28 protein-coding genes, 2 tRNA genes and 3 pseudogenes are annotated in these 26,509 nt (G+C 67.2%); 19 read left to right on the plus strand and 14 right to left on the minus strand.

The features are described 5' to 3' along the window. Nucleotides 1–813 precede the first annotated feature (813 nt). On the plus strand, nt 814–1,383 hold the full coding sequence (locus RM423_RS19505; RefSeq protein ID WP_311424719.1) for a hypothetical protein: 570 nt from the start codon (nt 814–816) through the stop codon (nt 1,381–1,383). Then, entirely contained in the window at nt 1,380–2,000 is a 621-nt protein-coding gene (locus RM423_RS19510; RefSeq protein WP_311424720.1) for an RES family NAD+ phosphorylase, read from the plus strand. The genes RM423_RS19505 and RM423_RS19510 overlap by 4 nt, the downstream gene beginning before the upstream one ends. 80 nt (nt 2,001–2,080) lie before the next feature. On the opposite strand, the gene RM423_RS19515 is transcribed toward RM423_RS19510, so the two are convergent. From RM423_RS19515 to RM423_RS25865, 6 genes and pseudogenes are all read right to left on the minus strand, one after another. Then, a tRNA-Arg gene (locus tag RM423_RS19515) sits at nt 2,081–2,153 on the minus strand. 121 nt (nt 2,154–2,274) lie between these two features. Further along, complete coding sequence (locus RM423_RS19520; protein ID WP_311424721.1) at nt 2,275–4,434, minus strand: acyltransferase family protein; 2,160 nt, start codon at nt 4,432–4,434, stop codon at nt 2,275–2,277. Between the two features lie 126 nt (nt 4,435–4,560). Continuing rightward, nucleotides 4,561–6,024, minus strand: coding sequence for an SDR family NAD(P)-dependent oxidoreductase (locus tag RM423_RS19525; protein WP_311424722.1), 1,464 nt, complete (start codon nt 6,022–6,024; stop codon nt 4,561–4,563). Nucleotides 6,025–6,134: 110 nt separating this feature from the next. Next, a complete protein-coding gene (locus RM423_RS19530; protein ID WP_311424723.1) occupies nt 6,135–6,752 on the minus strand; it encodes a malonic semialdehyde reductase in 618 nt (205 codons plus the stop codon). Between the two features lie 107 nt (nt 6,753–6,859). Continuing rightward, nucleotides 6,860–7,606, minus strand: a complete 747-nt coding sequence (locus RM423_RS19535) for a class II glutamine amidotransferase (protein WP_311424724.1) — start codon at nt 7,604–7,606, stop codon at nt 6,860–6,862. Between the two features lie 95 nt (nt 7,607–7,701). Beyond that, nucleotides 7,702–7,890, minus strand: a pseudogene (locus tag RM423_RS25865) (ATP-binding cassette domain-containing protein); the annotation flags it as partial. 150 nt (nt 7,891–8,040) lie between these two features. Here RM423_RS25865 and RM423_RS19540 point away from each other — a divergent pair. From RM423_RS19540 to RM423_RS19555, 4 genes and pseudogenes are all read left to right on the plus strand, one after another. After that, nucleotides 8,041–8,313 (plus strand): annotated as a pseudogene (locus tag RM423_RS19540) (LysR family transcriptional regulator); the annotation flags it as partial. Between the two features lie 85 nt (nt 8,314–8,398). Further along, on the plus strand, nt 8,399–8,833 hold the full coding sequence (gene moaC, locus RM423_RS19545) for a cyclic pyranopterin monophosphate synthase MoaC (RefSeq protein WP_396327800.1): 435 nt from the start codon (nt 8,399–8,401) through the stop codon (nt 8,831–8,833). Next, nucleotides 8,830–9,321 carry a MogA/MoaB family molybdenum cofactor biosynthesis protein gene (locus tag RM423_RS19550; RefSeq protein WP_311424726.1) on the plus strand — a complete coding sequence of 164 codons (492 nt, stop codon included), beginning with the start codon at nt 8,830–8,832 and terminating at the stop codon, nt 9,319–9,321. The genes moaC and RM423_RS19550 overlap by 4 nt, the downstream gene beginning before the upstream one ends. Then, complete coding sequence (locus tag RM423_RS19555) at nt 9,318–9,737, plus strand: molybdenum cofactor biosynthesis protein MoaE (RefSeq protein ID WP_311424727.1); 420 nt, start codon at nt 9,318–9,320, stop codon at nt 9,735–9,737. Before RM423_RS19550 ends, RM423_RS19555 begins: the two co-directional genes overlap by 4 nt. A 14-nt stretch (nt 9,738–9,751) precedes the next feature. Here the strand turns inward: RM423_RS19555 and RM423_RS19560 are convergent, their stop codons facing one another. Next, a complete protein-coding gene (locus RM423_RS19560) occupies nt 9,752–9,991 on the minus strand; it encodes a MoaD/ThiS family protein (protein WP_311424728.1) in 240 nt (79 codons plus the stop codon). A gap of 10 nt (nt 9,992–10,001) precedes the next feature. After that, complete coding sequence (locus RM423_RS19565; RefSeq protein WP_311424729.1) at nt 10,002–10,634, minus strand: antitoxin; 633 nt, start codon at nt 10,632–10,634, stop codon at nt 10,002–10,004. A gap of 49 nt (nt 10,635–10,683) precedes the next feature. Here RM423_RS19565 and RM423_RS19570 point away from each other — a divergent pair, with 49 nt between their 5' ends. Then, on the plus strand, nt 10,684–10,899 hold the full coding sequence (locus tag RM423_RS19570) for a hypothetical protein (RefSeq protein WP_311424730.1): 216 nt from the start codon (nt 10,684–10,686) through the stop codon (nt 10,897–10,899). On the opposite strand, the gene mscL is transcribed toward RM423_RS19570, so the two are convergent. From mscL to RM423_RS19590, 4 genes are all read right to left on the minus strand, one after another. Beyond that, entirely contained in the window at nt 10,896–11,354 is a 459-nt protein-coding gene (mscL, locus tag RM423_RS19575; protein WP_311424731.1) for a large conductance mechanosensitive channel protein MscL, read from the minus strand. The genes RM423_RS19570 and mscL overlap by 4 nt on opposite strands. A gap of 51 nt (nt 11,355–11,405) precedes the next feature. Next, nucleotides 11,406–12,071 carry an SAF domain-containing protein gene (locus RM423_RS19580; protein WP_311424732.1) on the minus strand — a complete coding sequence of 222 codons (666 nt, stop codon included), beginning with the start codon at nt 12,069–12,071 and terminating at the stop codon, nt 11,406–11,408. A 201-nt stretch (nt 12,072–12,272) separates the two neighbouring features. Continuing rightward, complete coding sequence (locus tag RM423_RS19585; protein ID WP_311424733.1) at nt 12,273–12,767, minus strand: FmdB family zinc ribbon protein; 495 nt, start codon at nt 12,765–12,767, stop codon at nt 12,273–12,275. Nucleotides 12,768–12,890: 123 nt separating this feature from the next. Then, nucleotides 12,891–13,442 carry a 5-formyltetrahydrofolate cyclo-ligase gene (locus RM423_RS19590; RefSeq protein ID WP_311424734.1) on the minus strand — a complete coding sequence of 184 codons (552 nt, stop codon included), beginning with the start codon at nt 13,440–13,442 and terminating at the stop codon, nt 12,891–12,893. A gap of 17 nt (nt 13,443–13,459) precedes the next feature. On the opposite strand from RM423_RS19590, the gene RM423_RS19595 reads away from it, so the two are divergent. From RM423_RS19595 to RM423_RS19615, 5 genes are all read left to right on the plus strand, one after another. After that, nucleotides 13,460–14,380 carry a UTP--glucose-1-phosphate uridylyltransferase gene (locus RM423_RS19595; protein ID WP_311424735.1) on the plus strand — a complete coding sequence of 307 codons (921 nt, stop codon included), beginning with the start codon at nt 13,460–13,462 and terminating at the stop codon, nt 14,378–14,380. 40 nt (nt 14,381–14,420) lie between these two features. Next, entirely contained in the window at nt 14,421–15,728 is a 1,308-nt protein-coding gene (gene glp / locus RM423_RS19600) for a molybdotransferase-like divisome protein Glp (protein WP_311424736.1), read from the plus strand. A 1-nt stretch (nt 15,729) separates the two neighbouring features. Continuing rightward, on the plus strand, nt 15,730–16,353 hold the full coding sequence (locus RM423_RS19605; RefSeq protein ID WP_311424737.1) for a GNAT family N-acetyltransferase: 624 nt from the start codon (nt 15,730–15,732) through the stop codon (nt 16,351–16,353). A gap of 154 nt (nt 16,354–16,507) precedes the next feature. After that, nucleotides 16,508–17,248 (plus strand): hypothetical protein, encoded by a 741-nt coding sequence (locus RM423_RS19610; protein ID WP_311424738.1) that lies wholly within the window; start codon nt 16,508–16,510, stop codon nt 17,246–17,248. Nucleotides 17,249–17,287: 39 nt separating this feature from the next. Then, nucleotides 17,288–17,364, plus strand: a tRNA-Ala gene (locus tag RM423_RS19615). Between the two features lie 189 nt (nt 17,365–17,553). Here RM423_RS19615 and RM423_RS19620 read toward each other — a convergent pair. Next, on the minus strand, nt 17,554–17,721 hold the full coding sequence (locus RM423_RS19620; protein ID WP_311424739.1) for a hypothetical protein: 168 nt from the start codon (nt 17,719–17,721) through the stop codon (nt 17,554–17,556). Between the two features lie 138 nt (nt 17,722–17,859). On the opposite strand from RM423_RS19620, the gene RM423_RS19625 reads away from it, so the two are divergent. The 4 genes from RM423_RS19625 (at nt 17,860) to RM423_RS19640 (ending at nt 21,233) form a co-directional block, all read left to right on the plus strand. Next, on the plus strand, nt 17,860–18,096 hold the full coding sequence (locus tag RM423_RS19625) for a hypothetical protein (protein ID WP_311424740.1): 237 nt from the start codon (nt 17,860–17,862) through the stop codon (nt 18,094–18,096). A 151-nt stretch (nt 18,097–18,247) separates the two neighbouring features. Then, the gene (locus tag RM423_RS19630) at nt 18,248–18,640 is read left to right on the plus strand and encodes a type 1 periplasmic-binding domain-containing protein (protein WP_311424741.1); all 393 of its coding nucleotides are present in this window, start codon (nt 18,248–18,250) and stop codon (nt 18,638–18,640) included. Between the two features lie 146 nt (nt 18,641–18,786). Then, a complete protein-coding gene (locus tag RM423_RS19635; protein ID WP_311424742.1) occupies nt 18,787–20,082 on the plus strand; it encodes an alkaline phosphatase family protein in 1,296 nt (431 codons plus the stop codon). After that, nucleotides 20,079–21,233, plus strand: a complete 1,155-nt coding sequence (locus RM423_RS19640; protein WP_311424743.1) for an alkaline phosphatase family protein — start codon at nt 20,079–20,081, stop codon at nt 21,231–21,233. Before RM423_RS19635 ends, RM423_RS19640 begins: the two co-directional genes overlap by 4 nt. Nucleotides 21,234–22,091: 858 nt before the next feature. Here the strand turns inward: RM423_RS19640 and RM423_RS19645 are convergent. Then, a complete protein-coding gene (locus tag RM423_RS19645; protein WP_311424744.1) occupies nt 22,092–23,114 on the minus strand; it encodes a LysR family transcriptional regulator in 1,023 nt (340 codons plus the stop codon). 121 nt (nt 23,115–23,235) lie between these two features. Between RM423_RS19645 and RM423_RS19650 the strand changes: the two genes are divergently transcribed. The 3 genes and pseudogenes from RM423_RS19650 to RM423_RS19660 all read left to right on the plus strand — a co-directional run. Beyond that, nucleotides 23,236–24,024, plus strand: a complete 789-nt coding sequence (locus tag RM423_RS19650; RefSeq protein ID WP_311424745.1) for an alpha/beta fold hydrolase — start codon at nt 23,236–23,238, stop codon at nt 24,022–24,024. 74 nt (nt 24,025–24,098) lie between these two features. Next, nucleotides 24,099–24,545, plus strand: coding sequence for a DUF1330 domain-containing protein (locus RM423_RS19655; RefSeq protein ID WP_311424746.1), 447 nt, complete (start codon nt 24,099–24,101; stop codon nt 24,543–24,545). 934 nt (nt 24,546–25,479) lie between these two features. Continuing rightward, nucleotides 25,480–26,403, plus strand: a pseudogene (locus RM423_RS19660) (reverse transcriptase N-terminal domain-containing protein); the annotation flags it as partial. Nucleotides 26,404–26,509 lie beyond the last annotated feature (106 nt).

The raw sequence follows: 26,509 nt of genomic DNA on the forward strand, positions 1-26,509 counted from the left end.
CCGCCGCCGGCACTCCGCCTGCGGCTACCGCAGCCCGATCACCTACGAGAACACCACCACCGCGGCTACGCTACGACCGGCCGCATAACAATCAAATCGCGTGTCCACTTTTCGGGGCGAAGGCCCACCAGGCGCGGCCGACCATTACTGGTGGCTGGTCGGCGCGGCTTTGGTGGCGTCGGTAGTTGTCGTAGCTCTCCTGCTGGTCCGGCTTCGACACGCTGGCATATGGTTGCGGGCGGTTGGCGCACTCGCCGTGATCATTGTCGGCCTCGGTGCCGGCTTGTCACTCAGCACGTTCACACAACCCATGCAGGCGCGAACCGGTGGTCTGTCGGTGTCGTGCGGGAGCGCGCTCACCGCAGCGAACACCACCGGCGTTCCGAACAATGCGGCACTCGACCCCGAGCAGTTGGCTTGCCGCCGAGCGGGTCGGCAGCATCTCCGCGAACGCCTGCCGACTGCCTCATCCGTACTCGTCGTCGGCTTCTTGACTGCTGCCACCAGCATTGCCGCCAGTAGAAAGCGAAGGCGCGAACTAATTCCCGCGTAATCCGTAGGGCGGCTCCGGCGTCGGACTCCGCCCATGCCTGTCGTCGGTCCGCGCCAACCAGCGTGAGGAACGGTTGCCGGTTCGTCGCGAAGGAGTTCGACATGAGACCGGTATCGAGATCAGCGAACATGTCGGCGCAACGACGGAAACCATGGGAACGCCCATACGGGCCTTGGAGCTGGTCTTGAGTTCTGCCTAGACGCGTGGTTAACACGCACAATTGACGGCGGTGTCGTATAGTGTGCGACAGGAGGTGGGTCGTGACGCTTGTCGAGGTGCTGGCGCCGTTCGGTGTGGGTGAGGAGGAGTTCGTCGAGGAGTTGTCGCGCGATCTTCAGGCCGCGCCGGACGCTTCCGCGAGCCGGCTCACGGAAGCCGAGGAATCGGTCTTGCGTGAGCACGGTGGCATCACGGTGCCGGCGGGTGATGAGAGCGCGGTTCGCAGGGCGGTGTTGCGGGCTTCGTCGTCCAACCTGGCCGACGAGGCGCGGGAGTCACTCACGGTCGAGCAGGCGGCGAAGCTGCTGCTGGTCGACGGCTCGCGGGTTCGCCACCGCTTACGTGATCGGGCGCTGTACGGGTTCAAGATCGGCGGCGGGCTGCGGCTGCCCACCTGGCAGTTCCACCGGCATGAGGTGATCCCCGGATTGCGCGCGGTACTGGCTGTGCTCCCGGCGGGCATGCATCCCCTCGAAGTTGCGGGGCTCTTGACGACGCCCGATCCGGACCTCGCCCTGGCTGACGAGCCGGTGAACCCACGAGACTGGTTGATCGGTGGCGGCGATGTCAGTGCGGTCGTCGCAGTTGTCGAGGATCTCGACAGGTGGTGAAGCTGCCGCTCCCTCCCGACCCGGGGGAGCTGCAGTTCCCGTCCGAGCACGACCGCATGCTCGACACCGCCACAGTGTTGTGGCGCGTGCACCGGACCAGCGGCGAGCATGTCGTCCCGTGGAACCGTCTGCGCTACTGGGGGCCGGGGGCGACCATGCGGTTCGACCCGCACGAGCCGCCGCCGCATGCGCAGAGCCGCGGCGTCAGCTACGCTGCCCTGAGCGTCCCGACAGCGCTCGCCGAGGTGTTCCAGCGGACGCGCGTCATCAACACCCGGCGAGGCGCGCCGTACTTGACCGCATGGTCGCCGGCTCGACCGTTGACGCTGCTCGACCTGACCGGCGCCTGGCCGATCCAGGCCGGCGCGTCCTACGCCATCAACACCGGCCGGCGCGACTACTGCCGTGCTTGGGCTAGCGCCATCCATTCGGTGCGCCCGGACCTCGACGGGCTGTGGCAGCACTCCTCGATGACCGGCGCCGATGCCGTCACGCTGTTAACGCATTCGGCGGACAGCTTCCCGGACCGTCCCCTGCTCAGCCTACCGCTCAACCACCCCGGCCTCCGCGGTCACCTGCTCGCGGCCACAACCGAAATCGCATATCGCGTCGTCTAGTTAAATCATCAGTATTCGGCTTTCAGCAATAGCCGATAATTTACTGGTGCGGTGCGCAGCAAATACGGGAAATTTTCGAGTGCCCCCGGCAGGATTCGAACCTGCGACGCCCGGCTTAGGAGTCCGGCGCTCTATCCCCTGAGCTACGAGGGCGGGGCAAGAAGGGCCACCGGAGAACTCCCGGCCAGCCCACGAGACAGCCTAGACGATCGACTGGGCCGTGCGTGCCGGCTGCTCAGCGGCCGAGCAGTAGCACGCCGCAAGGCCTACGGCGCTACGTCATCGCTCGCTTGATCACGGCCGCAAGCTCCGGCCCCAGTGACGCGCTGTACGCCGGGGTCAGGTGCGTGCCATCCCAGCGAACCGGCATGGTGCCGATGAACGACGGGCAGAAATCGGCCACATTGCAGAACCAGAGCCGGGTGTCGACATAACTCGTCTTGGTGGCTGTCGCGGCAGCAGCCTCGGCCGCGACAGTCAGTTTCCACCGCTGCGTGACCCGCCCGACGCACCGGGCCGGCACACTGCCCGCGGTGGCACAGGCCTGCAGGTTCGGTGAGGCCGGGGGAGGGGACAGCGTCAGGACGTGACGGCTGGGCGACCGCAGCGACCGGATCATCTTCTCCAGACCGGCCTGGTACACCGGTGCGGCGGCGGCCGGAGTCGCCTTGCCCGGCACGCGGTCCAGGGTGTTGTCCGCACTCGCCAGGATGACCAGCGCTGGGTTGAGCTTCACTGTCTGGTCCACCACGAACCCGTGGCGGGCATCGCACGAGGGCAGCGCTACCGGTGGACTTTCACCCGTGTTTACCAATACATCCGCGGCGGGGCACAGCTCCTGCGTCAAGCCGATAATCCGCCACCGGTCGCCCGGAAGCGCTGCCTGGATCGCGGGCAGCCACGCCATGGCGTACGAGTCACCGATCACCACAGCGGTGTGCACGGAAGAAGCCGTGCTGCCGGACGCGCACGAGTCCAGTCGGGTCGCGTTGATGCATCCCTGCCACTGATCGTGGGCCGAGTGCGGCGTCAACTGATCCAACGACGGGGTGAGTGCGGCAAACCGGTCGGCAGCCAGCGCCGTCGCGATGGCCGTTGCCAGCTTCGCCGGTGGTTTCGCCAGGTACGGATCGGCCTTGGCGCCCCGGGCAGAGCTGGCGGCCGCCTCGGCGACCGGCACGCCGAAGCTCTGGTGTGCTGGTGGCGGCACCGTCCGGAAGAGGCCCATGCCAGCCGCAACACACGCCAACGAACCGAGTGCCACCACCATCCCGGCGCGGGAGAACCGCAGGGACAGCCGGCGCAACCGTCCGAACGATAATCCGCGCAGCGGCCGCTCGACGAAGTGGTAGCTCGCCACCGAAAGGCCGACCATCAGCAGCACCGCGATCGGGTCCTGCAGCGCCGACTTCCGCGGCAGCAGCGCGGCCACCAGCACGATCACCGGCCAGTGCCACAGGTACAGCGAGTACGAGATCCGGCCGACGTACCGGCTGAGCGGGTTGGTGAGCAACACGCCCCAACGTCCGACAGACCCGCCCAGGCCCGCGACCAGAATCAGACCGGTCGCCAGGACCGGCAGCGCAGCCCAGGGAGCGGGAAAGCCGGATGTCGAGCGAACGGCGAAGGCGGCCACGACGATCCCGGCGACACCTGCCAGCGACAGCGGCCCGCGCCAGGGCCGTCCCAGCCGAAGCGGAAAGGCAGCCGCGGCAACGGCAACGAACGCTCCGGCCCCCAGCTCCCAGGCCCGCACCGGTGTGGAGAAGTACGCCGCGGCCGGCCGCGAGCCGGTCTGCCGGACGGCCCAGCAGAACGAGGCAACGCTGGCCAAGCCGATGACCCCGAGCAGCAGCAACCTTGCTGAGCGGGTTGGCATCCGCCGCCCGATCACGCTCAGCACGACAAGCACGACAACCGGCCAGACGAGATAGAACTGCTCCTCGACAGCCAGGGACCAGAAGTGCTGCACCAGCGACGGGGACCGGTTGGCCTGGAAGTAGTCAGTGCCGAGCTCGGCGAAGTGGACGTTGGCACCGAATCCGAGCGCCCACCAGACGTCGGTGACGGTTTCGCGTACCCGGACTCCGCGAAACGCATAATGCGCCGCCATGATCACGGCAATCAGGACTGTCACCGACGCGGGCAGGATGCGCCGAGCGCGCCTGGCGTAGAAGCCGCGGAACGACAAGCGCCCTTGGGCCTCGGTCTCTTTCAGCAGCAGACCGGTGATCAGAAATCCTGAGAGAACGAAGAAGACATCGACGCCGATGAAGCCGCCACTGGGCCGGCCGGTGAGGTGGTCGAGCACCACCAGAACGACGGCAACCGCACGAAGACCTTCGATGTCGGACCGAAAGCTCTGTGGCGCTGACAACACCGATTCCGTCAAGCCGACGACGCGCTGCTGTGCCCTGGCGGCGATGATCGTCAACTGAGTAGCTCCCGAGCCTTCGCTGCGTCCGCGGTTCGGTTCTCAGCGTCAGTCACCCGAAGCAGCTTATCGGGCCGCTCCCAGGGCCGGCCGCTACCGCTTCCACGGTGGTCAAGAGATGACCTATCACCAGGGTGCTGGCGCGTAATCCTTCAAGAACACTCCCTGGACGTCCTCGCCCAGCTCGCCCCGGACGATCGGGTCATACACCCGTGCGGCGCCGTCAACGAGGTCCAGCGGCGCGTGAAAACCCTCGTCTGCCAGCCGCATCTTGGTCGGGTGCGGGCGCTCGTCGGTGATCCACCCGGTGTCGACACTGGTCATCAGGATGCCGTCGCTGAGCAACTCTTTCGCCGACGTCCGGGTGAGCATGTTCAGCGCGGCCTTTGCCATGTTCGTGTGTGGATGCCCAGGACCCTTGTAGGCACGGCTGAACTGCCCTTCCATGGCCGAGACGTTGACGACGTACTTGCGCCGGGCCGTCGCGGCGGCCATCGCCGGACGCAACCGGCTGACCAGGATGAATGGCGCGGTCATGTTGCACAACTGCACCTCGAGCAGCTCCAGCGGGTCCACCTCGTGCACCCGCTGCGTCCAGCTGTTGACGGAGTGCAGGTCGGGGACCAGGCCGCCGGCGTCGATGGCGGTGAGGTCGGCGATCCGGTTGGCGGCGGCCGAGCCGGCCTGCAGGGCGAGCGCGGTCAGCGCCGGTGCCATCAGGTGTGCCGTCGGGTGCTCGGACAGCGAGCCGGCCAGCGCGGCGGGATGCGCGTCGCTGGTGTGGTCGAAGGTCAGCAGGTCCGGCAGCGGGCCGGACGGCAACGGGGCGGACTCGGCCTGGGCCAGGGGCGCGTACGAGCCGGCGGAGCGCCGGACGGTCTGGGCGGCGTTGTTGATGAGAATGTCCAGCGGGCCCTGAGCGCTCACCGAGTCCGCGAGGGCGACGACCTGGGCGGGATCACGCAGGTCGATGCCGACGATGCGCAGCCGGTGGATCCAGTCCGCGCTGTCTTCCATGGCGGCGAACCGTCGGACGGCGTCGTTGGGAAACCGGGTGGTGATGGTGGTGTGCGCGCCGTCGCGCAGCAGCCGCAGGGCGATGTACATGCCGATCTTCGCGCGGCCGCCGGTGAGCAGCGCGCGCCGGCCGGTGAGGTTGGTGCGGGCGTCGCGTCGGGCGCGGTTCAGCGCCGCGCAGGACGGGCAGAGCTGGTGGTAGAAGGCGTCCACCTGCTGGTACTTCTGCTTGCAGATGTAGCAGGCACGGGCCGTGAGGAGAGTTCCGGCAAGCGCCCCGGCGGTGTTCGAGATCAGTGGGATGCCCTGCGTCTCGTCGTCGATGCGGTTCGGCGAACCGGTGGCGGTCGCGGCGATCACCGAGCGGTCGGCGTCGGCAATGGCCGTCCGCTTCTCGGTGCGACGGTGCTTCTTGACGGACTTGAACATCCGCGCAGTCGCCCGCCGGACGGACACGTGATCGGGGTGGTCCTCGGGCACCTCGTGCAGCTGTCCCAGTACGCGCAGGCAAATCTCCAGGTCCACAGGGTCGATGCCGGACGCCGAGCGCCGGCCGTCCTCAATCGCAGTCATGCCTCAACTACCGTTTCCGGATATGCGGTGGGCCGGGAGGTCACACAGCCCGAGATAGTTTACGGCAGTGGAAGGGACGGCCGGAGCGCGACGATCCGCACAACACGCGCTCAGATGACGGTGGTGACCTCGTCGTAGTCCAGCCGCGGCAGCCGGCCGAGCCAGGCGTCGGCGGCGGGACGGCCGATGTTGACGACCGACAGGACCCGGTGCTCGCCGTCTGCGAAGAACTCCTGCTCCAGTGCCGCGGCGTCGTAACCGGTCATGGGCCCAGCGGCCAGTCCGGCGGCGCGCACGCCGAGGATGAAGTAGGCGACCTGCAAACCGGCGTTGAAGCGGGCGGTCTGCTCGCGGGCGACCTCGTCGGCGTCGAACAGTGCCTTGGCGCCGGGAAAGTGCGGGAAGGTCTTGTGGAACTCCTCGTGGAAGTTCACGTCAGCGGCCAGGATCACCACGGCGGGAGCGGTAGCGGTCTTGGCCTTGTTGCCCTCGCTCATGTGCTCGACCAGCTTGGCGCGCGCCTCGGAACTGCGAACGACAACCATCCGCAGGGGCTGCTGGTTCATCGAGGTGGGCGCGTACTTGACCAGTTCGTAGATGGCGCGCAGTTGCTCGTCGGTCACCGGCTCGTCGGTGAAGGTGTTGGCGGTGCGCGCCTCGCGAAAGAGCAGGTCCTGAGCGGAAGGGTCCAACTCGAGAACGTCGGTGTTGTCCTGAAGGGCAGTCATGGGGTCTCCTAGGGGGTGTGCCGCAATCGAGGACTCTAATATCATTGAGCACTCAAGTATTCCGGTGGACCCGGCGGTGTGAGCTGTGCCACCCGCCCCGAGGAGAACTACCGCAGGACATGTACCGACGTCCACAGGCTCGTGCGGCTGATCTCCAGAATCTGCCCGTTGGCCAGCGGGAGCCACGGCGCCGGGCGCGCCCAGCCGGAAGACGCCACCGTGACCGAACCTGGCGTGATCCGGTAATTCAGCTCGTAGGACGCTACGTCGGCGCCCTGTGCGGTGATCACCTTCTCGTCGTAGCGTGCTGAGGCGTACAGGGCATCGTGGGTCAGCAGCAGGCAGTTCAGCGAGACCACCTCGGCTGAATCGGCGATCTTGCGGGCCGCCTCGTGCAGCGCCTCGACCGGTCCGCTGTGGCGCAGCTCGGCCAGCACCAGGCTGAAGTAGCGCTCGCTGTCGGTGTCACCCTCGCTGGGACGGCCACCGGCCTCGGCGACCAGCCGGTCCAGCTCGCTGCGCGGGCTCAGGTAGCCGTTGTGCGCGAACGCAACGCTGCCTGCGAGAAAGGGGTGGGTGTTCTGCTCCGTGTTGGCCATGTTCACCGACGCCTTGCGCAGATGCAGCAGGGCGGCGTCGGTACGCGCGCTCTCCACCGCCGCCTGGAACCGCTCGCTGCCCAGCGCCGGCTCCGGATACTTGGCGCTGACGAGGTCGTCCTGGGCGTCCCAGTAGGCGATTCCCCAGCCGTCGCAGTGCACCTTGGACAGTCCGGTGAAGGCATCGAGGTCGGCACCCAGGTGTCTGGGCAGGGTGTCCGACGCGCTTGATACGACGCCGAGTAGTCGGCACATGGCGATCTCCGTTTCAGATGAGGCACATACAGGGGACCCGTCGGTCTCGCGGTCAGTGCAGCAGGGGTGCCGGCGCTGCGGCCGTCGTCGCCTGGACGGGCGCCGCCGTTGATGCACCGGCACAGCGTCGACTTGCCCGAGCCGGACGCGCCGATGGCGACGACCACCTCGCCCGCCGCGACGTCCAGGCTTACGTCATCCAGCGCGCGGAACTCGCCGAACTGCTTGCGAACCTTCTCGATCCGCAGCAGCGGACGGGTGGCAGTGCCGGCCGGGGAGGACATGGCCTGAAGGTATTGGGTCAGGTCGCTACATTCCAATGAAGCTCTTCGTGGCGGTCTCAGAATCTATTTATGATGGGGGCATGCTGACCCCGGAACGACTCGGCTGCTGCAGACAGTGGTGCGCACCGAGTCGTACTCGGCGCAGCCCGGGAACTGGGCTTCACCCAGCCCGCGATCAGCTACCAGATGCGCTGCATCGAGCGTGCTGTCGGCACCGCGCTCGCGGTTCGAGCGGGCACGGCGATGCGGCTGACCTCTGCCGGGCACGCGCTGCTGGAGCACGCCGACAAGATCCTCGCCACGGTCCGGGCGGCCGAGCGCGACCTGGCGATCGTGGTGGGCAGCAACGCCGGGACCGTGAAGCTCGGCGCCTTTCCGACCAGCTGCGGGTGCCGGCGGTCGCGGCCATGCTCAAGGCGCTGAAGAAAGCCGCGCCGGCTGCTGCCGCCTGAGAAGTAGGCTGGCATTCGTGGAACTGACGCATGTGGATGCCAGCGGCGCCGCCCGGATGGTGGACGTCTCGGCCAAGGACATCACCGTCCGCGAGGCGACCGCGTCGGGCGTGTTCCGGACCACCGCCGGGGTGATCGCGCTGCTGCGTTCCGACGGCCTGCCCAAGGGCGACGCCCTGGCCGTGGCCCGAATTGCCGGTATCGCCGCCGCCAAGCGAACGCCGGATCTCATTCCGCTCTGCCATCCGGTCGCCATTCACGGGGTCACCGTCGACCTGAGCCTCGGAAAGGACAGCGTGGCCATCACCGCCACGGTGCGCACCGCGGACCGTACCGGAGTTGAGATGGAGGCCCTGACCTGCGTCACCACAGCGGGTTTGGCCTTGTACGACATGGTGAAAGCCGTGGACCGGGCAGCGGTGCTGGGGGACATTCGACTTGACCACAAGGCCGGCGGCCGGCGCGGGGAATGGCAGCGGTCCGCCTCATGACCGGTGCTGCGGTGATCACCTGCTCCAACCGCTCCGCCGCGGGCCAGCGCCCGGACGACTCGGGTCGCCTGCTCGCCGCCACCCTGGCGGAGTGGGGCTACGACGTCCTCGCGAAGCTGGTGGTCCCTGACCAGATCCCGGCCATCCAGCAGGCCGTGCGGCAGGTGCTGGCCGACGGCGCGCGGCTGGTGCTGACCACCGGCGGCACCGGTCTCACGCCGACGGATGTCACTCCGGAGGCCGTCGCGCCGATGCTGGAGCGCTCGGTGCCGGGCATCGCCGAACGGATCCGGGCCGCGAACGTCGAGAGGGTTCCCACGGCCGTGCTGTCGCGGGGGGTCGCCGGCCTCATCGGCACGGCCCTGGTGGTCACGCTGCCCGGCTCGCCGGGCGGGGTGCGGGACGGGCTGGCGGTGCTGGAGCCCCTGGTGGCGCATGTGCTGGATCAGGTGAGCGGTGGCGATCATCGACCGGGAGGCGGCGTATGAAGGTCCGGATAGCCGAGGTGAGTGACCAGCCGCTCGACGTCGCGGCGCACTCGGCCGCGGCGCGTGACGACGCGGCGGGAGCGGACGTGACGTTCTGCGGGGTGGTGCGGGATCACGACGACGGCCGGACGGTGCTGGAGCTGGAGTACAGCTCGTATCCGACAGCGGCTGCCATCTTGCGTGCGGTGGCGGACGAGATCGCGGCTGATCCGGACGTGATCGCGGTCGCGGTGAGCCACCGGATCGGCAAACTCGGTATCGGTGACATCGCGCTCGTCGCCTCGGTCACGGCCGCGCACCGCAAGCAGGCCTTTGACAGCTGCGAGCGGCTGGTGGACGAGGTGAAGGCGCGGCTGCCGATCTGGAAGCGCCAGGTCTTCGCCGGCGGCTCCGACGAGTGGGTCAACTGCCCGTAGCCGATGAAGTTTGCTCAGCCGCCCGCGAAAGGCGGCAGGATGTCGACCACCGCTCCCTCAGGAAGCGAGTTGTCGCTGGGGTTCGCTATGCCGTCCACCAGCACCGAGCTGGCGGCGATGACGTCGGTGAGTGCCGGTCGGGACCCCAGCTGGCTGAGCAGGTCCCTGAGGTTGCCCGCGGACAGCTGCTCCGAATCCCGACCGGCCGCGCGTCGCGCCCCGGCCCAATAACGCACGGTGACCTGGGCGCTCACGACGGAGTGGTTACGCCTTCTCGTCGGTGATCAGAGGCTTGGCGCCGGCGTCGGGACCGTCGCTGTCCACCGCGACGCTGGGCGCGCTGTACGAGGCCTGACCCTGTACGGTCTCGGCGGCTTCGGCGGCCTGCCTGGCAAGCGCCTCAGAGGCGTCGGTGATGTTGCCCGGCGGCTGCTCACCCAGCGGACCCGTCTCGGTTCCGGCAGTGGGCTCGGCGATCACGGCAGCGGGGCCGGTGAGGTCGTCGGCAGGCTGCGCAACGGTGGGTGGAACGCTGCCGCCGGTTCCCGGGGCCTCACCGGCGGCAGGCGTCGCCGGGTTCGAGCCGGACGGCTGCCCGGCGGTGCCGACCTTGCCGACGGTGTCGTGGGCAGCACTCTGCACCTTGGTGAGGTGCTCGGTGAACCGCCCGCTGGTGGCCTTGTCGATACTGCCGGTGGCCTTGTCGATTCCCTGCGAGACGGCCGGCGCGGCCTTGACCGCGAACTCGGCGGCGCGGCCCTTGGCCTGCTCAGCCAGCGGACCTGCCTTTCCCTTCGCCTCGGCGGCGAGCTCGTTGGCCTTCTGCGCCGCGTGCTCGGCCAGCGGGCCGGCCTTCTCTTTGGCCTGATCCGCGAGCTTCTTCAACTTGTCCAGCATTTTTGTCGCCTCCTGTGGGTCTCGATATCAGAGCGGGCACACTGGTCCGGTGGCAGAACACCCTCAGACCGAGCAATCCGACGACCCGCCCGACAGCGAATCAGTGGAAGACCCATCATCGTCGTCAACGGGGGTCCACCGCCACCCTGTGGACCCGGTGCTGCCGCAAACCTCCTCGGACGAGCGTGATGTCGGCTGGGGCGACGGGCCGTCTTCCTACCCGGACGGCTGGTATCTGGCAGAGCGGCCGCCGCACCACGGCTAGTCCGAGCGGGCACCGGAATGTTGCGGGACGGTGCCGTCCAGTGGGCGCGCACCGAGGGCGTCGCGGATCTGGCGGAGCAGCAGCGTGGATTCGGGGACCGCGGCAGGCTCCGGCGCCAGGCCCTTGGCGCGCAGCCGCTGCAGCTTGTTCATCGGCATCACGAAGATGAAGTAGACCACCGCGGCGGTCATCAGGAACACGACGATCGAGTTGATGATTGCCGAGAAGTCGACATAGGTGACGTTCTTCTTGTCCGCGCCGACGAACCTGGGTCCGGAGCGGAGCGCGAACCCCCAGCCGCTGACGGAAGCGCCGGGCAGCGACCGCAGGACCGGCTGGACGATGGCCGACACGAACGCGTCGACGACCCTGGAGAACGCTGAGCCGATGACCACGGCTATGGCCAGGTCGACGATGTTCCCGCGCAGTACGAACTCTTTGAAACCCTTGATCACTGCTGACCTTCCATGCCCGGGCCGGGTGGCTCCACCTGCCGCCGTAAGTGCTCACGCCGGCGGGATGAGGGTAGCGAGCAGTGCGCCGACCGGCTGGGCCGCCAGCCTCGCGGCGGTGCTCGGATAGGTGGCGATCACCACGCCGAACTGCGTCCGGTCAGTTCCCTCGGCCGCCGGCAGGACCGCGAGGACCCTGACGTCGGGAGCAAGCGCGTGGCTGCTGCCGGAGATGGCTCTGCCCTCCACCAGCGGAGCGCTGTCAGCCGTGGCATACAGGCTGATCAACGCTCCCGGCTGGACGATTGCGGCCTGCTCCCGATTTGCGAGGGTGATCGCAAGGGCAACCTGACCGGTGGTCAGCGATCGCGAGATCGAGGTGTTCAGCAGCCGGCTGGTGGTCACCGGCTCACCCCGCGCCATGGCCGCACCGATGGGCTGCCCGACCACATCAGCTACCCGCTCGAGAGCCGCTGCCGGCACGGTGTCGGCCGGCCACTGCGCGGCGCGGACGTCCGCGACAGTAACGACGGCACCGGGACGCAGGGCGCGGGTGGTCACCACCACCGTGGCGCCTGAACGAGCGGCGGGCCCGGCGGACGGGCGTAGGAAGGCAAGTACGGCCAGCAGCAAGCAGAGCACCGCGAGCGCGCCCCTCGGCCAGCCACTCAGCGTGGCGGCTAGCGCATCGATTCGGTGCCGGGTTGGTCGGTTTCGCATTCCGCCAGCATCATGCGGCGACAGCCGCAATCGGCTGGTCGAAGCCAAACTGTGGACAGCCGATCAGTTGTCCACAGGCCGATCAACAGAACGACCGCTCACACCGGTGGACGGCACGGAGCCGAAAGCCCTCCACTCGAAGCCGGGTCATCCCGATAGCCGTGGTGATCCCGGTAGCGGTGGTCGTCCCGGTAGCCGTGGTCAGGACGAGTTGGCGAGCGACGCCGACTTGCCGGACTCCGACTTGCTCGATCCGGCGGACTTCGCCGAGGCCCTGGACTCGCCCGGCACCTTCGGCTTGTCGCCCTTGGAGTCCGAGCCCTTGGAGTCCGAGCCCTTCGCATCCGAACTCTTGGAGTCCGACCCCTTCGCATCCGAGCCCTTGGAGTCGGAGCCCTTGGAGTCCGAGCCCTTGGAGTCCGAGCCCTTGGAGTCCGAGGCCGAAGAGTCACCCGAGGACTCCGACCTGGCCGCCGCCGCACCGGCCTTGGCGTCCCGGCTGTCGTTGCGGTAGAAGCCCGAACCCTTGAAGACGACGCCCACCGAGCCGTAGACCTTGCGGACCCGCTCGGAGCACTGCGGGCACTCGCTGATCGCCGCGTCGGTGAAGGACTGCACTCGCTCGAAGCGAAGCCCGCAGTCGTCGCTGGTACAGGCGTACTGGTACGTCGGCATCTGGAAGAGACCCCTTTTCACGTCTTGCGCTCTCCGGCCACTCTTAGCACTCGACCGTCACGACTGCCAACAATGGTGCTGCATCCGGTGTTCCGGCGTCCACTCGGGGCCGCTGTCGCGCGGTGAAACGCCCAGGGGAAACACTCACCCAGTGCCGACAGCGGTCCAGCCGCTCGGCTGCACGGCGGCCGACACCGGCCGGTCCCAGTCGTCCACCGGCACGTCGTCGAGCAGCTCGCCGTCATAGAGCAGTGCCGCAACCGGAGTTCCGCGGGCCACCCTGGCCAGCGCGCGGTCATAGGACCCGCCGCCGCGGCCGAGCCGGTGGCCCACCCGGTCCACCGCGAAGGCCGGTACCAGGACCAGAGCCGCCGACCCGACTGCGTCGACACCCAGCCGAGCTGAGAAGTGGGCGTCAGGCGCCCAGCTGACCCAGTCCAGGTCCCGGTCGGCGAGCGTGCTCGGCACGAGCACCTGGTAACCGGCGTGCCAGAGGGCGGCCAGCAGCTCCATCGATCCCGGTTCGGTCCGCAGCGGCTGGTAGGCGGCGACCCGGTAGCCCGGCGGCAGTGCCAGCTCGGCGCAGGTATCCAGCACCCGGTCCCGGATGGCCGCGCGCTGGGCCTGGCGCTGCTCGTCGGTCATCGAGGCACGCGACGCTTGAATCGCCGCGCGCACGCTTGCCTTGCTGGTCATTTGACTAGTCTCGCCCTATGACTTCATCTGAGCCCGTGGACGTCCCCACCGCTGGCAGCCGCGCTCGCAAGGCGGTGATTCCCGCGGCCGGGCTCGGCACGCGGTTCGCCCCGGCCACCAAGGCGGTGCCCAAGGAGTTGCTGCCGGTGGTCGACGTGCCAGCGCTCGAGTACATCGTCGCGGAGGCATCGCGCGAGGGACTGTCCGACATCCTGGTCGTGACCGGTCGTGGCAAGGGCGCCATCGAAGACCACTTCGACGCCGCGCCGGACATCGAGGAGGCGCTGGAGCGCAAGGGGGACGAGCACCGGCTCGCCCGCGTCCGGCGGTCCTCCGAGCTGGGACGGCTGCACTTCGTCCGCCAGCGCGAGCCCCAGGGCCTGGGAGATGCGGTGTCCTACGCGGAGGCGTTCGTCGGGGACGAGTCGTTCGCGGTGCTGTTGGGAGACGACATCATCGACGAGCGGGACGTGCTGCTGGCCACGATGCTCGACGTCCAGCAGGAGAAGGGCGGTGTCGTGCTGGGCCTGATCGAGGTCGAGGGAGCGGCGATCTCACTCTACGGCAGCATCAAGCCGGCCGGCGACGTGATGGACGGCGTCATCGCGGTCGAGACGCTGATCGAGAAGCCCAAGCCCGAAGAGGCGCTGTCCAACCTCGCCGTGATCGGCCGCTACGTCCTGCCGCCGGCGATCTTCGACGCCCTCCGCCGTACCGAGAAGGGCGCGCGTGGCGAGCTGGAGCTGACCGACGCGATGCGCACGCTGGCCGAGGACGGAGTTCCCATTCACGGTGTGGTCTTCCCCGGTCGCCGCTACGACACCGGTGACCGGCAGGACTACCTTCGCGCCGTCGTCCGGCTCGCGGTCGAGCATCCCGAGCTGGGAGCCGACTTCAGCAGTTGGCTGGTCGACTTCGTCGGCACGCTGGACCGGTGATCGCGGTGCCCCCGTTTCGCCCTCGTAGGATCGCACCGTAGTGACCGACAACAGCAACGACGCGCCGGTGGCGGCTGGTCCAGAGCCGGCGCCGGGTTCCCGCCGTTCCGGCCGCCCCGCGTTGCGCCCGGTGGCCGAGCAGCTGGCGCGCGTGCTCGACACGATCGGCACCATCGCCCCGATCGAGCTGGCGCTGCTGGACGCTCAGGGGCTGCTACTTGCCGAAGAGGTGCACGCCGACGCGCCGCTGCCCGGCTTCGACAACGCGGCCATGGACGGCTACGCGGTACGAGCGGTGGATCTGCGCCAGGCCACCGAGGACCACCCGGTCGTCCTGCCCGTCGTCGGTGACGTGATGGCCGGCGCCCGCTCCATGTCGGGCATGGGGCCCGGACTGTGCATGCGGATCATGACCGGCGCGGCGATCCCGCCGGGCGCGGACGCCGTCATCCCGCTGGAGGACACCGACCGCGGCGTGGCACGGGTGGCGATCCACCGTCCGATCCGGACGGGGGAGTGCGTACGCCGGACCGGTGAGGACCTGCCTGCCGGAGCGCTGGCGCTCGGACAGGGCGCGATCCTCGGCCCGCAGCAGATCGCGCTGCTGGCGGCGGTGGGACATGACCGGGTGCTGGTGCAGCCCCGGCCGCGGGTGGTGGTCATCTCGACCGGCTCGGAGCTGGTGGACGTCGGCCGGCGTGCCGGCTTCGGCGAGGTGTCGGACTCCAATTCCTACATGCTCGCCGCGGCCGCCCGCGATGCCGGCGCGGATGCCTACCGGGTCGGCATCATCCCCGACGACCATGCCCGGCTGCTCGACGTCCTCGACTCGCAGTTGCTGCGCGCGGACGTGATCATCACCAGTGGCGGGGTCAGCATGGGCACGGCGGACATCGTCAAAGAGGCGCTCAGCCAGATCGGCACCGTCGAGTTCACCACTGTCGCGATGCAGCCGGGTTCGCCGCAGGGCTTCGGCACGCTGGGACATGAGAAGACGCCGATCTTCTGCCTGCCCGGCAACCCGGCGGCGGCGCTCGTCTCGTTCGAGGTGTTCGCCAGGCCGGCCATCCGCAAGCTGCTCGGCAAGCGCACCGTCCAGCGGCAGACCGTCGAGGCCACCGCGCTCGAACGGATGGAGAGCCCGGACGGCAAGCGCCAGTACCGCCGGGGATTGCTGCACCGCGAGCCGGACGGTCGCTACTCGGTGTCGCTGATCGGGGGCCACGGCTCGCACCTGATCGCCGCGATGGCGGCGTCCAACTGCCTGGTCGTCCTGAACGAGGACGTCACCGAGGTCTCGCCGGGGTCGCGGGTGACGGTTCAGCCTTTGATGCTCGCGCAGCGCTGAGATGGCGGATCTGCGGCCGGGCTGGCCGGTCGTGCTGACCGCCGGGCCGGTGACGGTCCGGCCGCCCCGGCGTGGCGACGCCGGGGAGTGGAGTCGCAGCCGGTTGGCCAATGCGGAGTGGCTGGCCAAGTGGGAACCGACCTCGTCCCAGTCCTGGAGTGACCGCAATACCCCGCAGGAGTTCCGGCGGGCGCTGTCGCGGCTGCGGGCCGCTGCCCGGGTCGGCGCGATGCTGCCGTTCGTGATCGTCTACGGCGACCGGGTGGTCGGCCAGATCAACGCGTCCAACATCGTTCGTGGAGCGCTGCGCTCGTGCAGCGTCGGATACTGGATCGACTCGTCGGTGGCCGGTCGCGGGATCACGCCCACGGCTCTGGCGCTCGTCATCGACCACTGCCTGGGCCGCACCGGCCTGCATCGGGTCGAGGTCAATATCCGCCCCGAGAACCACGCCAGCATCCGGGTCGTGGAGAAGCTGGGACTGCGCCGCGAGGGTTACCACGAGCGTTTTCTGGACATCGGCGGGGCGTGGCGCGACCACCTTTCCTATGCCATCACGGCCGAAGAGGTGCGGACCGGCACAGTGCTGTCCCGGCTCGAGAGTCTGCCGGTGCCGCCCGGCTGATCCCCTTGCGCTACCGGACGAATCCGCCTCCGGCGGGTCGACCCGTGAACCTCAACCGGCACATGACGTTGACGTTCGGCGCGCCTGACCGCATCGCTCGTCGTGAGCGCTTACCGTCACTAGTGGTTGTGACAGGTGTGACGGAGGATGCGACATGTTTTCGCCAATGATGACGGTGCTGGTGCTGGCCGTCCTCTGGTTGATCGTCGTCATACCCATGGTGGTGAAGCGAAATGACGACCGGGCCAGCGAGAAGTCGGCGGCGAAGTTCGGAACCGCGATGCGGGCGCTGTCCACCCGCCGCTCGCTGGGTGCACTTGCCCGGCCCGCCCCGGTCGCCGAATCACGTGGTGCTGAGTTGCATGTTCCGGCCACCCGTCCACAGGTTTTTGTTCCCGGTGGCGCGCCGCGGGTCTCACCCGCCGCGCGCCGTCCCGTGCCGGCCGCCATGGAGGCAGTTGTGTATTCCGACCGTATCGACAAGGCTGACATGTCCGAGGCCCGGCGCCAGATGATGGCTCGCCGCCGCCGCTCGCTGACAGTGCTCAGCGTCGGCACGGTGCTAGGGCTGTTGCTGGCCGTCACGGTCGGTGGCGGCTTTCTGTGGGCACTGACGCTGCTGTTCCTGGCCGGGCTGGCCGGCTACCTGCTGTTCCTGCGCAACCAGGCACTGCACGACCGTGATCGGCGCGAGTCCCGGGTGCGCCGGTCCGGGCTCGGCCAGGTGCGGGGCTATGACGCAACCGAGGAGTTCGCCCGCCCGCTCGGTTCGGACTCCGTCGTCCGTATCGATGACGAGGACGTGGAGTTGCGCGGGATGGCCGACACGATCGACCTGACCGGCCTGTACGTCGACGAGCACTTCGACGAGCGTCCGATGCGCCGGGCGGTGTGAGAACCGCACTCAGCTGGCTGGTAAGGTTTCACCCGGTTGGGGGCTGTGGCGCAGTCCGGTAGCGCACCTCGTTCGCATCGAGGGGGCCAGGGGTTCGAATCCCCTCAGCTCCACCATCGTTGTCTTATTCAAAACCCTGGCCAAATCGATGACCCGTCAGGGCCTTGATCGAATTGCCCGTTTCCGGCACCCAGCGCAGTTCCGTCGGCGAACCGGTGATACCTGGTCTGAGAGCGGCGGCACGTACCCGCCGGTCGAGTAATGTCGCGAATGGGTCTGCCAACTCGAACCGCACGGTGCCGTCCTCATCGACGTAGATCTTGTCGAAGAAGGCCTGGTGAGCTGTCGGCGGACGGTCGGCGTGCCTGCAGGTAGGCGGCGTGGCAGTCGTTGAGGTAGGCGATACAGGTCTCCAGATTGGTCTGGATGCGGGCGTGTTCGGTGGCCGCGCCGTCCAGGCGCTGGGCGAGCATTCCTCTCCCTCGCCGCCGCCCTCACCGGCTACAAGAAACCAGCCACATGAGACATGCTCTTAGGTTCGCCGTACTGGATCGATCGGTCAGCAGCCGCCGGGATCTGGTGACATCGATGCGTCCACAAGAGGAGATGTGATGATCACGAGGTTCAGTCGCCTCATCGTGGGATTGCTGGCGATCGCCGGCATGCTCACGCTCGCGGCATGTTCGGGCTCGTCGTCGTCCCACGGCTCCGGCGGCGCCACTGAGGCGAAGGGCCTCAAGGTCGGCTGGTCGACGGTCTACCCGACTCCGTCGTGGATGCAGGAAATGCAGAAGTTGTTCGACACCCGCGTCGCGACGCTCAAGTTCGACGGCGTGATCGGCAGCTAAAAGGACTTCAACGCCAACGGCGACACGTCGCAGGCCGCGCAGATCCAGTCGATGGTCTCCCAGAAGTACAACGTGATCCTGGTCGACGCCGGCTCGTCCACCGCGCTGAACAGCGTGCTGGAATCGGCCGTGGGGCGCCGCCATCACGGTGGTGAACTTCGACTTGCAGACGCTGATCAAGCAGTACGCCGAGCTGATCCCGATCACCGGTGAGAACTACAACGGCTTCCTGAAGATGTGGAACGCCAACCTGAGCAAGGGCTTCAGCTCGTTGTCGACCGCGCAGCCCAACTACCTCTCGGTGGTCGCGCTCGACGCGGCCGTCGCCAAGATCAAGGGCCAGAAGATCGCATCGGACATCGACATCCCGCTGCCGCGCATCACCGACGCCAACCTGTCGCGGTACGTCAAGAGCAACCAGCCGACGACTGCTATCCGATCAAGAACCTCACCGAGGCGGAGATCAACAAATTCGTTGAATCGGTCAGACTTTCGCCTTGAACCAGATACGCAAGGTCGCCATGAACTCACCTACCGGACCTGAGAATGTCCGGTACGGCACACAGCGAGACCGGTGACGACGACGCGCAACGCCGGATTTGCAACAGAGTTCGGCTATAGGTATGAACAGCGCATGAACTCCGTCAGCGGGACCGTGACCTTCCCGGTCTGACGCGGTTATGTGTCCGTGTGGACCTTTCTCGTAGAACCCTGTTGAAGACTTCGGGTGCCCTCGGCGCGGCCGGACTGCTCGCTGGTGCCGGGCTGGAACACGGCGTGCTCGGAAGTCCCTCGTTCGCAACCACCACGGCGGCGTTGCCCGCCCCGGCCGCGTCGGGTATCGACCACGTGGTCGTGGTGATGATGGAGAACCGCTCCTTCGACCACTTCCTGGGCTGGCTGCCCGGCGCGGACGGTAAACAGTCGGGGCTGAGCTTCACGGACCGTTACGGTCTGAGGCACACCACCCACCACCTGGGCGAGTACGCCAGCTGCGCCTTCAACGATCCGGACCACTCCTATGAGGGCGGCCGGATCGAACTCAACAACGGTCGCTGCGACGGGTGGCTGAAGGCTGGTGAGAATGATGCGCTCGCGGTAGGGTACTATACCCAGCCTGACCTGGCCTTCCTCGGCCAGGCTGCGCCGGCTTGGACGGTGTGCGACCGGTACTTCTCCGCGGTCATGGCCGAGACCTATCCGAACCGGTTCTATCAGCACGCCGCGCAGACCGACCGCTTGCACAACTCCACCGTCACTTCGACGCTGCCGACCATCTGGGACCGGCTTGCAGCTGCCGGGCTGACCGGGCGGTACTACTTTTCCGACATCCCGTTCACCGCGCTGTGGGGCACCGAGTACTTGCCGATCTCGCGGCCCTTCGCGACGTTCATCGCCGACGCCGCAGCCGGGCGACTGCCGCAGGTGTCGTTCATCGATCCCCGCTTCGAGGACGAGGGATCGGGCAGTTCCGGCGATGACCACCCGAAGGCAGATATCCGTGCCGGCGAGCAGTTCCTGAACCAGGTCTACGACGCCGTCACCAGCAGCCCCAACTGGGCCAACACCGTTTTGGTGATCAACTTCGACGAATGGGGCGGCTTTTACGACCACGTCGCACCTGGAACGGCACCGGATGTGTCTTCGGCGACCGCGTTGCGTGGCTTCCGGGTCCCCGCTCTGGTGATCTCACCACGAGCCCGGCGCCGCTATGTCGCTCACAACGTCTATGACCACACCTCGGTCTTGAAGCTGATCGAGTGGCGTTGGGGACTCATGGCGCTCACGCCGCGGGACTCGGCAGCGCGTAACCTCGCCGAGGTCCTCGACTTCGGCACCGTGCCGAAACTCACGGTCCCCCGATTCACCGTGCCGCCGTTCGTGGCCACGGCCTGCCCACCGGCGGCACTAACCGGTGCCGAACAAGCCGAATGGCCCGCCTTGAAAGAGAAAGCACTCGCGGCCGGATGGAGCCTGCCCTCATGAGCACGACGCCGATACGCCGATCAGCCTCCCGCCGCCGGACGGGGTTTGCCGCCCTCCTCGGCCTCACCCTCGTCGCAGCCGTCGTGCTCGTGATTGCCCGCGGCGCTGACGGCGCCACCGCTACCGCGCCGGTCAGCGGCTACGTGCCACCGGTCAAACACGTGTTCGTCATCAACATCGAGAACAAGGGCTACGACTCGACCTGGGGTCCTTCCTCGGCCGCCCCGTACCTCGCGAAGACGTTGCGGTCCAAAGGCGTGCTGCTCGACACCTACTACGGAACAGCACACAACTCTCAGCCCAACTACGTCGCCCAGTTGTCCGGTCAGGGCCCGAACCCGCAGATGCAGGGCGACTGCCAGGTCTACTCGACGTTCGTCGGGGCGACGACGGCGGCGCCCGGGCAGGCCGTCGGATCCGGATGCGTCTTTCCCGCCTCGGTGGGGTCCCTGCCGACCCAGCTTCAGGCGAAGGGGTTGAGTTGGAAAGGCTATATGGAGGACATGGGCACACCGTGCCGGCACCCTGCTGTCGACGCAGTCGATCCCACCCAGAAGGCTAAAGTAGGCGACCAGTACGCCACACGGCACAACCCTTTCATGTACTTCAGCGCCATCACCCACTCAGCTGACTGCGCGCGGCGCAATGTCGATCTGTCCCAGTTACCGAAAGACCTCGCCAGCGCGAGTACGACACCGAACCTGTCCTACATCACCCCGAACCTCTGCGATGACGGCCATGACTCACCCTGCGTCGACGGCCGCCCGGGCGGTCTGGCCAGCGTCAACGCATGGCTCCAGGTCTGGGTACCGAAAATTCTCAACTCACCGGCCTACAAGTCCGACGGTGAACTGGTCATCACCGCCGATGAAGCGGACAGCCCGCAGAGTGATTCCACCGCCTGCTGCGGCGAGGGCCCCGCACCGAACAGCTCACTTCCCGGCATCACCGGTTCGGGTGGAGGCCGCATCGGCGCGCTGGTCCTGTCCCGATGGACCGCACCCAACAGCTGGAGCACCACCCCGTATAACCACTATTCACTGCTCGCATCCCTTGAGGACATCTTCCGGCTGCCCTACCTCGGCTACGCCCAAACCATCGGTCTCAATCGGTTCGGCCTCGACGTCTACAACAACGGCTGGAACAGCTGAACCACCGCCACACGCCTACTGAAAACCTTGAGCGAGCACATCGCTGACACCCGCACTGTGCTGTCCGGGCCGGGTCCGCTCGTGCAGCGAGGTGACCCGGGCAGGAGACCGAGCGTGGGCCTGGGCACGCCGAGACCGCTGACGCGGTAGTCGGAATGTCGATGACGCCACCGCCTGACCTGCAGGCGGCGCATCGGGCGTCGGCGGCGTTGCAGGGATGCGTGAAGAGCCGGGGTGGGACCGTCCGGTCGCGGTGTACGCGGCGGGGTCGTGGCCGCGGCACCACTTGGCCGTCGGCAACGCCGGGGGGCTTGAGCGCACTGGACAGTCCGGGTGGCCGACCGATAACCATGTCCGCTGGGATGCTCACCTTTCCTGTTATCAGCAACCTCGCCGGACCCGGATCACCCGCACATCGGGCCGGCTCGATCAAGTGATTACTGGTGTCAGACATGCCTGAACCTCACGACGCAGCGGCTCCGGATTTCTGAGTGTGCTGACTTCTCCAAGCACCTGCCCCAAGCCGCGATCACCGCGAGGATTCAGCTCCAAGTCAGAATGTGTCATCGTCAAGACCGCGTAGCAGTGATCCGAGAAACGGTAGGAAGCCGTCTGGCGCGCTGACCCTGTCCTTCATGTCCACGGTGGTTGTGTCACTTGAATCGCCAGGTGACTGTAGTAGCGCAGTTCTCCGCACGATCCGTCCTGCCAGCATCACCGCCGCAGGCGGCAGCCGTCTCGCCAGCGGATCCCGGCGACGTGAGTAGGGGCAATCGCTGAGGCGGTGCCGGTAGGACGATCCCAGTGGTGCGGTGGTTGGGCAGAGGCAAATAAACCTCCGCGGCGATGAGCGGGGTATCAGGTGCCGGATCTGCTATCGGCACTCGGTGGTGGCTGAGGGCGAAGTCCTACATTCACGTCGCTTTGCGTCATCGGTCTGCCCACGGTGGGTTGGTTGACCGCCTTGGTGGTTGCCGCAACAAGCTGGCGCAGGATGGGCCGGTCGTCGCCACGTCGCCAAGCGAGTACAAGAGTGCTGGGTGGGAGCCCGGTGACCCGGACGGTGGCGATGTCCTCGCGGCGGAAAGCTTCGAGATTGCCTTCGGCGATGAGGCAGATACCGACGCCAGCGATCAGTGCCTCGATGAGTTCCTCGGTCGACGACGCGTATCCAGAGACACGCGCTGGCCGATCGCCGCGCGCGTCGGCACCGAGCCAGAAGTCCCTTGCCGGGCCAGCACTGGACGGCAGCGCCAAAAACGGTTCGTCCATGACTTCCGTGAACGCGACCTGTGGTCGCGTAGCAAGCCGATGCTGTGCAGGCATCACCAACCAGCGGATTTCGGACGCGACGCTGACCCAGCGATAACGAACGGCGTGGGGCAGCGGCAGCCACACGAACGCCGCGTCGACGCCGGGCTCGGCGTCCCGCGCGAGTCCGCTAGAGGGGTCGGACCATGACACGCGCCGCAGCCGCAAGGTCACGTCTGGTGCGTCCCTGACAAGATGGTGGTGGATCCGAGGCAGCAAGCCTCGTTCGACACCCAAACTAATTCCCACGTGCAGCACAACGCCTTCCTGCGCCTGCACTGCCGCTAGCGCATCCTGCGCGGTCGCCCATGCCGCCAGTGTCGCTTGCGCACCCGGCATCAACGCCTCACCCGTCGGTGTCAGCCGCACTTGGCGTCGGTTGCGTGCGAACAGCTCCACACCAAGCCACCGCTCGAGGGCTCGGACCTGTTTGGACAATGCCGGCTGGCTGAGATATAGCGCTTCGGCAGCTCGAGTGAAGTGAAGATGCTCGGCGACGGCCACAAATACCCGAAGGTCACGCAGCGACACATCTTTGTTTGCCTGCCCCATGCCCTCACCGACGGTCATGCCATCTAGTTATAACACGCGTTCTTGGACAGCGCGCGCGGCAGCGCGCATGGTGGGACCTAGCCACCTCGTGCCAACTTGTGTACTGCAAAGCAACTGCCCCGCAGGGAGGGTCTCAACAGTGACAGGACCGATTGTCCTGGTGCACGGCAATCCTGAGACTGACGCGGTCTGGGACCTGCTGCTTGGCGCCCTTGACCGTCTGGACGTGTTCCGGTTGTCCCCGCCCGGATTCGGGTCCCCGCTGCCCTCTGGCTTTGACTCCAGCATGGACCGTTACCGCGACTGGCTCATTGCGCGCCTCGAGGCCTTTGCCCAGCCAGTCCACTTGGTGGGACACGACTGGGGCGGCCTGCACGCGCTCAACGTCGCGATGACACGCCCGGACCTCCTACGCAGCTGGGTCAGCGACGCCGCCGGGGTCTACGACTCCGACTATCGTTGGCATCCGCTCGCCCAGATCTGGCAGGCTCCCGGTGCTGGAGAGGAGTGGGTGAACGCGGCGTTCGCCGCGCCTCTGCCTCAGCGAATAATTGCCATGCGCGAACTGCTCGGTGCAGACACCGCGGCCGCCTCGCCAACTGTCGCAAGAGTTGCACGAATCGCTGAGCGGGTGGCGGCCGGGCAGGATGCGGATATGGCACGCGCGGTCCTGTCACTCTACCGGTCGGCGGCGCAACCCGTCATGGCCCAGGCCGGACGCGGACTGCATAGCGCAGCTGCCCGCCCGGGCCTAATTGTGGACGCCACCGACGATGACACTACCGGGAACATGGAGTCACGGGCACGGATGGCCGAAGTGGCTGGCGCGTCCATTGCGCGACTGCACGGGCTCGGGCATTGGTGGATGGTGCAAGACCCGCATCGCGCAGCGCAGGTCCTCAATAACTTTTGGGCGTCGCAGAAGTGACGGCAGTCCGCCCTATCTCACATCGACTAACGACACGCGAATAATAACTACGAACGAGCTGGAGGAATTAACTTATGGCCACCACCGAGATTAACCCGCAGGACTTGCGGGTCGCTGTCGACACCTTTCCCGCCGACCAGCCGGTGCTGATGGTGAATCTGCTCCGGTTCAACACGCAGGCCGACTACTCCGCCGCGAAAGCGGCAGCTACAGATACGCCGCTTCCGGCCGCATCTGGACAAGAGGTGTACCTGACCAGGTATCTGCCTGCGTTCAGTGAGGCAATGGCCCCCCTCGGTATCAGCGAGGTGGTGTTCGCAGGAATGGTCGCCGCCCGTCTCGTCGGACCGAGCGAAGCCAGGTGGGATGCCGTCGCGGTCGCGACATATCCCAGCATTAAAGCGTTCCGGGACCTTGTGGAAGACCCCGGATACCTCTCTCAAGCGGCGCCACACCGTCTCGCCGCGCTGGCCGACTGGCAGTTGTTCGCAACCGCTGCTCTGAACCCCTCAGCGGGGTAAGCCGACCTTTCCAAGCGGTGAGTTTCTCGATCTCGGGCGGGTAACCGCCCCTTGTCATTAGGCTGGTCGAACGGCGCGCGCGGTTATAGCGATTGGTCGCCGCATAGGCCATGATCAACTTCTTAGGGTTCAACCTCTGCCAAAATCATGACTCGGCCTCACGCTGCGACACAGCTCAGCCTGGATGCACCGTCGTGGCTGGGATCTGAGCGTGCCGTAGAGCGAGAATGCCCTTGTGCTGCTGGAGAATGGGACTTGTCTAAGGTCCACTGTCCGGCGTCACGAAGGGCATCTCGTAGATGGTGCGACACGAGGTCGCATGTGGCAAGTGGCGCGTTGGTTGGAGGTCGGCGGTGTTGTCGATGACGTAGCCCGGGCAGTGTTCAGGTCCCGTCCCCACCTTGATGTGCGCTGCTGGTAACGGCGGGGTGCGAAGCTCGAGGGAAAGCCGAAGCCGTGTCTGTTCCATCCAGGCGTGGCGGGTGAGGGGAAGGCCGGACGGGTGAACTTGAGTGAACCGCTGGTAACGCCTCGTCAAGGTGAGCCTGGTCAGGTGGAGGTAGTAGCCGGGTGCAGGGCTGGCCGCTGCGAAGCGGCAGGCGGCGATCGGGGGCATTTGCCCGGTCGCGTGAACACCGCCGCCCCGGGGTAGAGGCGGCACCCTTCCCGGCCGGGTCTTGCGCATGCGGAACGTGGTAATCCCGTCGAGGTCCGGGCTCTTGGGCCCGGTAGGTCGACCGTGAGGGAGATCCAACTCCTGGGCGGGGACAGGATGGCCCAAGAAGCTAATGCCGGTCGCCGAAAGGCAACAGGAACCCGGGTCGTGATGGCCGCTCCTTCAGCGGTCGACTCGTATAACTGGCCGGATACCGGCGGTCGCCGGGACCCCTCGTGGGTGCTGACGTGGGCCAGGTGAGTCTTTGGAGTGACAACGTTGGGGGCATCGGTGCTTGCGGACAAGTTGGACACCCATGGGGTGAACGGACCGCGAGGCGACGGCTTGGACTGGGACGCCATTTCGTGGCGGCTGGTCGAGGACGACGTACGGCGGCTGCGGCGAAGGATCTTCAAGGCGTCGCAGGACGGGGATCTGAAACGGGTCCGCAACCTGCAGAAGTTGATGCTGCGCAGCCGGTCGAACACGCTTGTCAGCGTGCGTCGGGTGGCACAGCGCAATGTTGGCCGCGTGACGGCGGGAGTTGACGGGGAAGTCGCGTTGACGTCCCCGGCCCGGGCATCGTTGGCGGTGCAACTGCACCGTCATACCAGGCCATGGCAGGCCCTGCCCGTCAGGCGGGTGCATATCCCGAAAGCGAATGGAAAGCAGCGGCCCCTGGGGATTCCCGTGCTGCGGGACCGGGTGCAACAGGCCCGCGTCGCCAACGCGCTGGAACCGGAGTGGGAGGCGCGGTTCGAACCGCGCTCGTACGGGTTCCGGCCCGGGCGCGGCTGTCACGACGCGATCGAGGCGATCTACTGGACGCTGAAGGGCCGACGGTCCAAGCGGCAGTGGGTGCTCGACGCCGACCTGTCAGCGGCGTTCGACCGTATCGACCACCAACGTCTCCTGGCCCATCTCGGTGGGTTCCCGGCCCGTGATCTGATCGCGGGCTGGTTGGCGGCAGGCGTGATCGAGCGGGGCCGGTTCAGCCCGACCGAGGAGGGCACCCCGCAGGGCGGGGTGATCAGCCCGATGCTGCTTAACATTGCGCTGCACGGGATGGAAGAAGCCGCCGGAGTCCGCTACCTGCGTTGCGACCCCCACGGGATCGAAACCAGACGCGATTCACCGGTGCTGGTGCGGTATGCCGACTTATGCCGAGCTCGGCATAAGTCGGCCTATGTCGACCGCCGGATTATGCCGCGTGAGGGTCGAGGGCCCTTGCTGATGCTGGGTGATCTCGCGGGCTGGTCGGCATAATCGGGGTCGTGTTCGGCTGAGATTCCTGTCTGGATGGGTGGAC

This window comes from Jatrophihabitans lederbergiae (assembly GCF_031845305.1).
GTDB classification, from domain to species: domain Bacteria; phylum Actinomycetota; class Actinomycetes; order Mycobacteriales; family Jatrophihabitantaceae; genus Jatrophihabitans_A; species Jatrophihabitans_A lederbergiae.

Excerpts from the sequence above, each read along its gene's own strand:
- RM423_RS19525 (WP_311424722.1), bottom strand. The coding sequence starts at position 6,024 with ATGACTGCGATTGAGGACGGCCGGCGCTCGGCGTCCGGCATCGACCCT.
- RM423_RS19530 (WP_311424723.1), bottom strand. The coding sequence starts at position 6,752 with ATGACTGCCCTTCAGGACAACACCGACGTTCTCGAGTTGGACCCTTCC.
- RM423_RS19535 (WP_311424724.1), bottom strand. The coding sequence starts at position 7,606 with ATGTGCCGACTACTCGGCGTCGTATCAAGCGCGTCGGACACCCTGCCC.
- moaC (WP_396327800.1), top strand. The coding sequence starts at position 8,399 with ATGGTGGACGTCTCGGCCAAGGACATCACCGTCCGCGAGGCGACCGCG.
- RM423_RS19550 (WP_311424726.1), top strand. The coding sequence starts at position 8,830 with ATGACCGGTGCTGCGGTGATCACCTGCTCCAACCGCTCCGCCGCGGGC.
- RM423_RS19555 (WP_311424727.1), top strand. The coding sequence starts at position 9,318 with ATGAAGGTCCGGATAGCCGAGGTGAGTGACCAGCCGCTCGACGTCGCG.
- RM423_RS19565 (WP_311424729.1), bottom strand. The coding sequence starts at position 10,634 with ATGCTGGACAAGTTGAAGAAGCTCGCGGATCAGGCCAAAGAGAAGGCC.
- RM423_RS19580 (WP_311424732.1), bottom strand. The coding sequence starts at position 12,071 with ATGCGAAACCGACCAACCCGGCACCGAATCGATGCGCTAGCCGCCACG.
- RM423_RS19590 (WP_311424734.1), bottom strand. The coding sequence starts at position 13,442 with ATGACCAGCAAGGCAAGCGTGCGCGCGGCGATTCAAGCGTCGCGTGCC.
- RM423_RS19595 (WP_311424735.1), top strand. The coding sequence starts at position 13,460 with ATGACTTCATCTGAGCCCGTGGACGTCCCCACCGCTGGCAGCCGCGCT.
- RM423_RS19605 (WP_311424737.1), top strand. The coding sequence starts at position 15,730 with ATGGCGGATCTGCGGCCGGGCTGGCCGGTCGTGCTGACCGCCGGGCCG.
- RM423_RS19610 (WP_311424738.1), top strand. The coding sequence starts at position 16,508 with ATGTTTTCGCCAATGATGACGGTGCTGGTGCTGGCCGTCCTCTGGTTG.
- RM423_RS19620 (WP_311424739.1), bottom strand. The coding sequence starts at position 17,721 with ATGCTCGCCCAGCGCCTGGACGGCGCGGCCACCGAACACGCCCGCATC.
- RM423_RS19625 (WP_311424740.1), top strand. The coding sequence starts at position 17,860 with ATGATCACGAGGTTCAGTCGCCTCATCGTGGGATTGCTGGCGATCGCC.
- RM423_RS19640 (WP_311424743.1), top strand. The coding sequence starts at position 20,079 with ATGAGCACGACGCCGATACGCCGATCAGCCTCCCGCCGCCGGACGGGG.
- RM423_RS19645 (WP_311424744.1), bottom strand. The coding sequence starts at position 23,114 with ATGACCGTCGGTGAGGGCATGGGGCAGGCAAACAAAGATGTGTCGCTG.
- RM423_RS19655 (WP_311424746.1), top strand. The coding sequence starts at position 24,099 with ATGGCCACCACCGAGATTAACCCGCAGGACTTGCGGGTCGCTGTCGAC.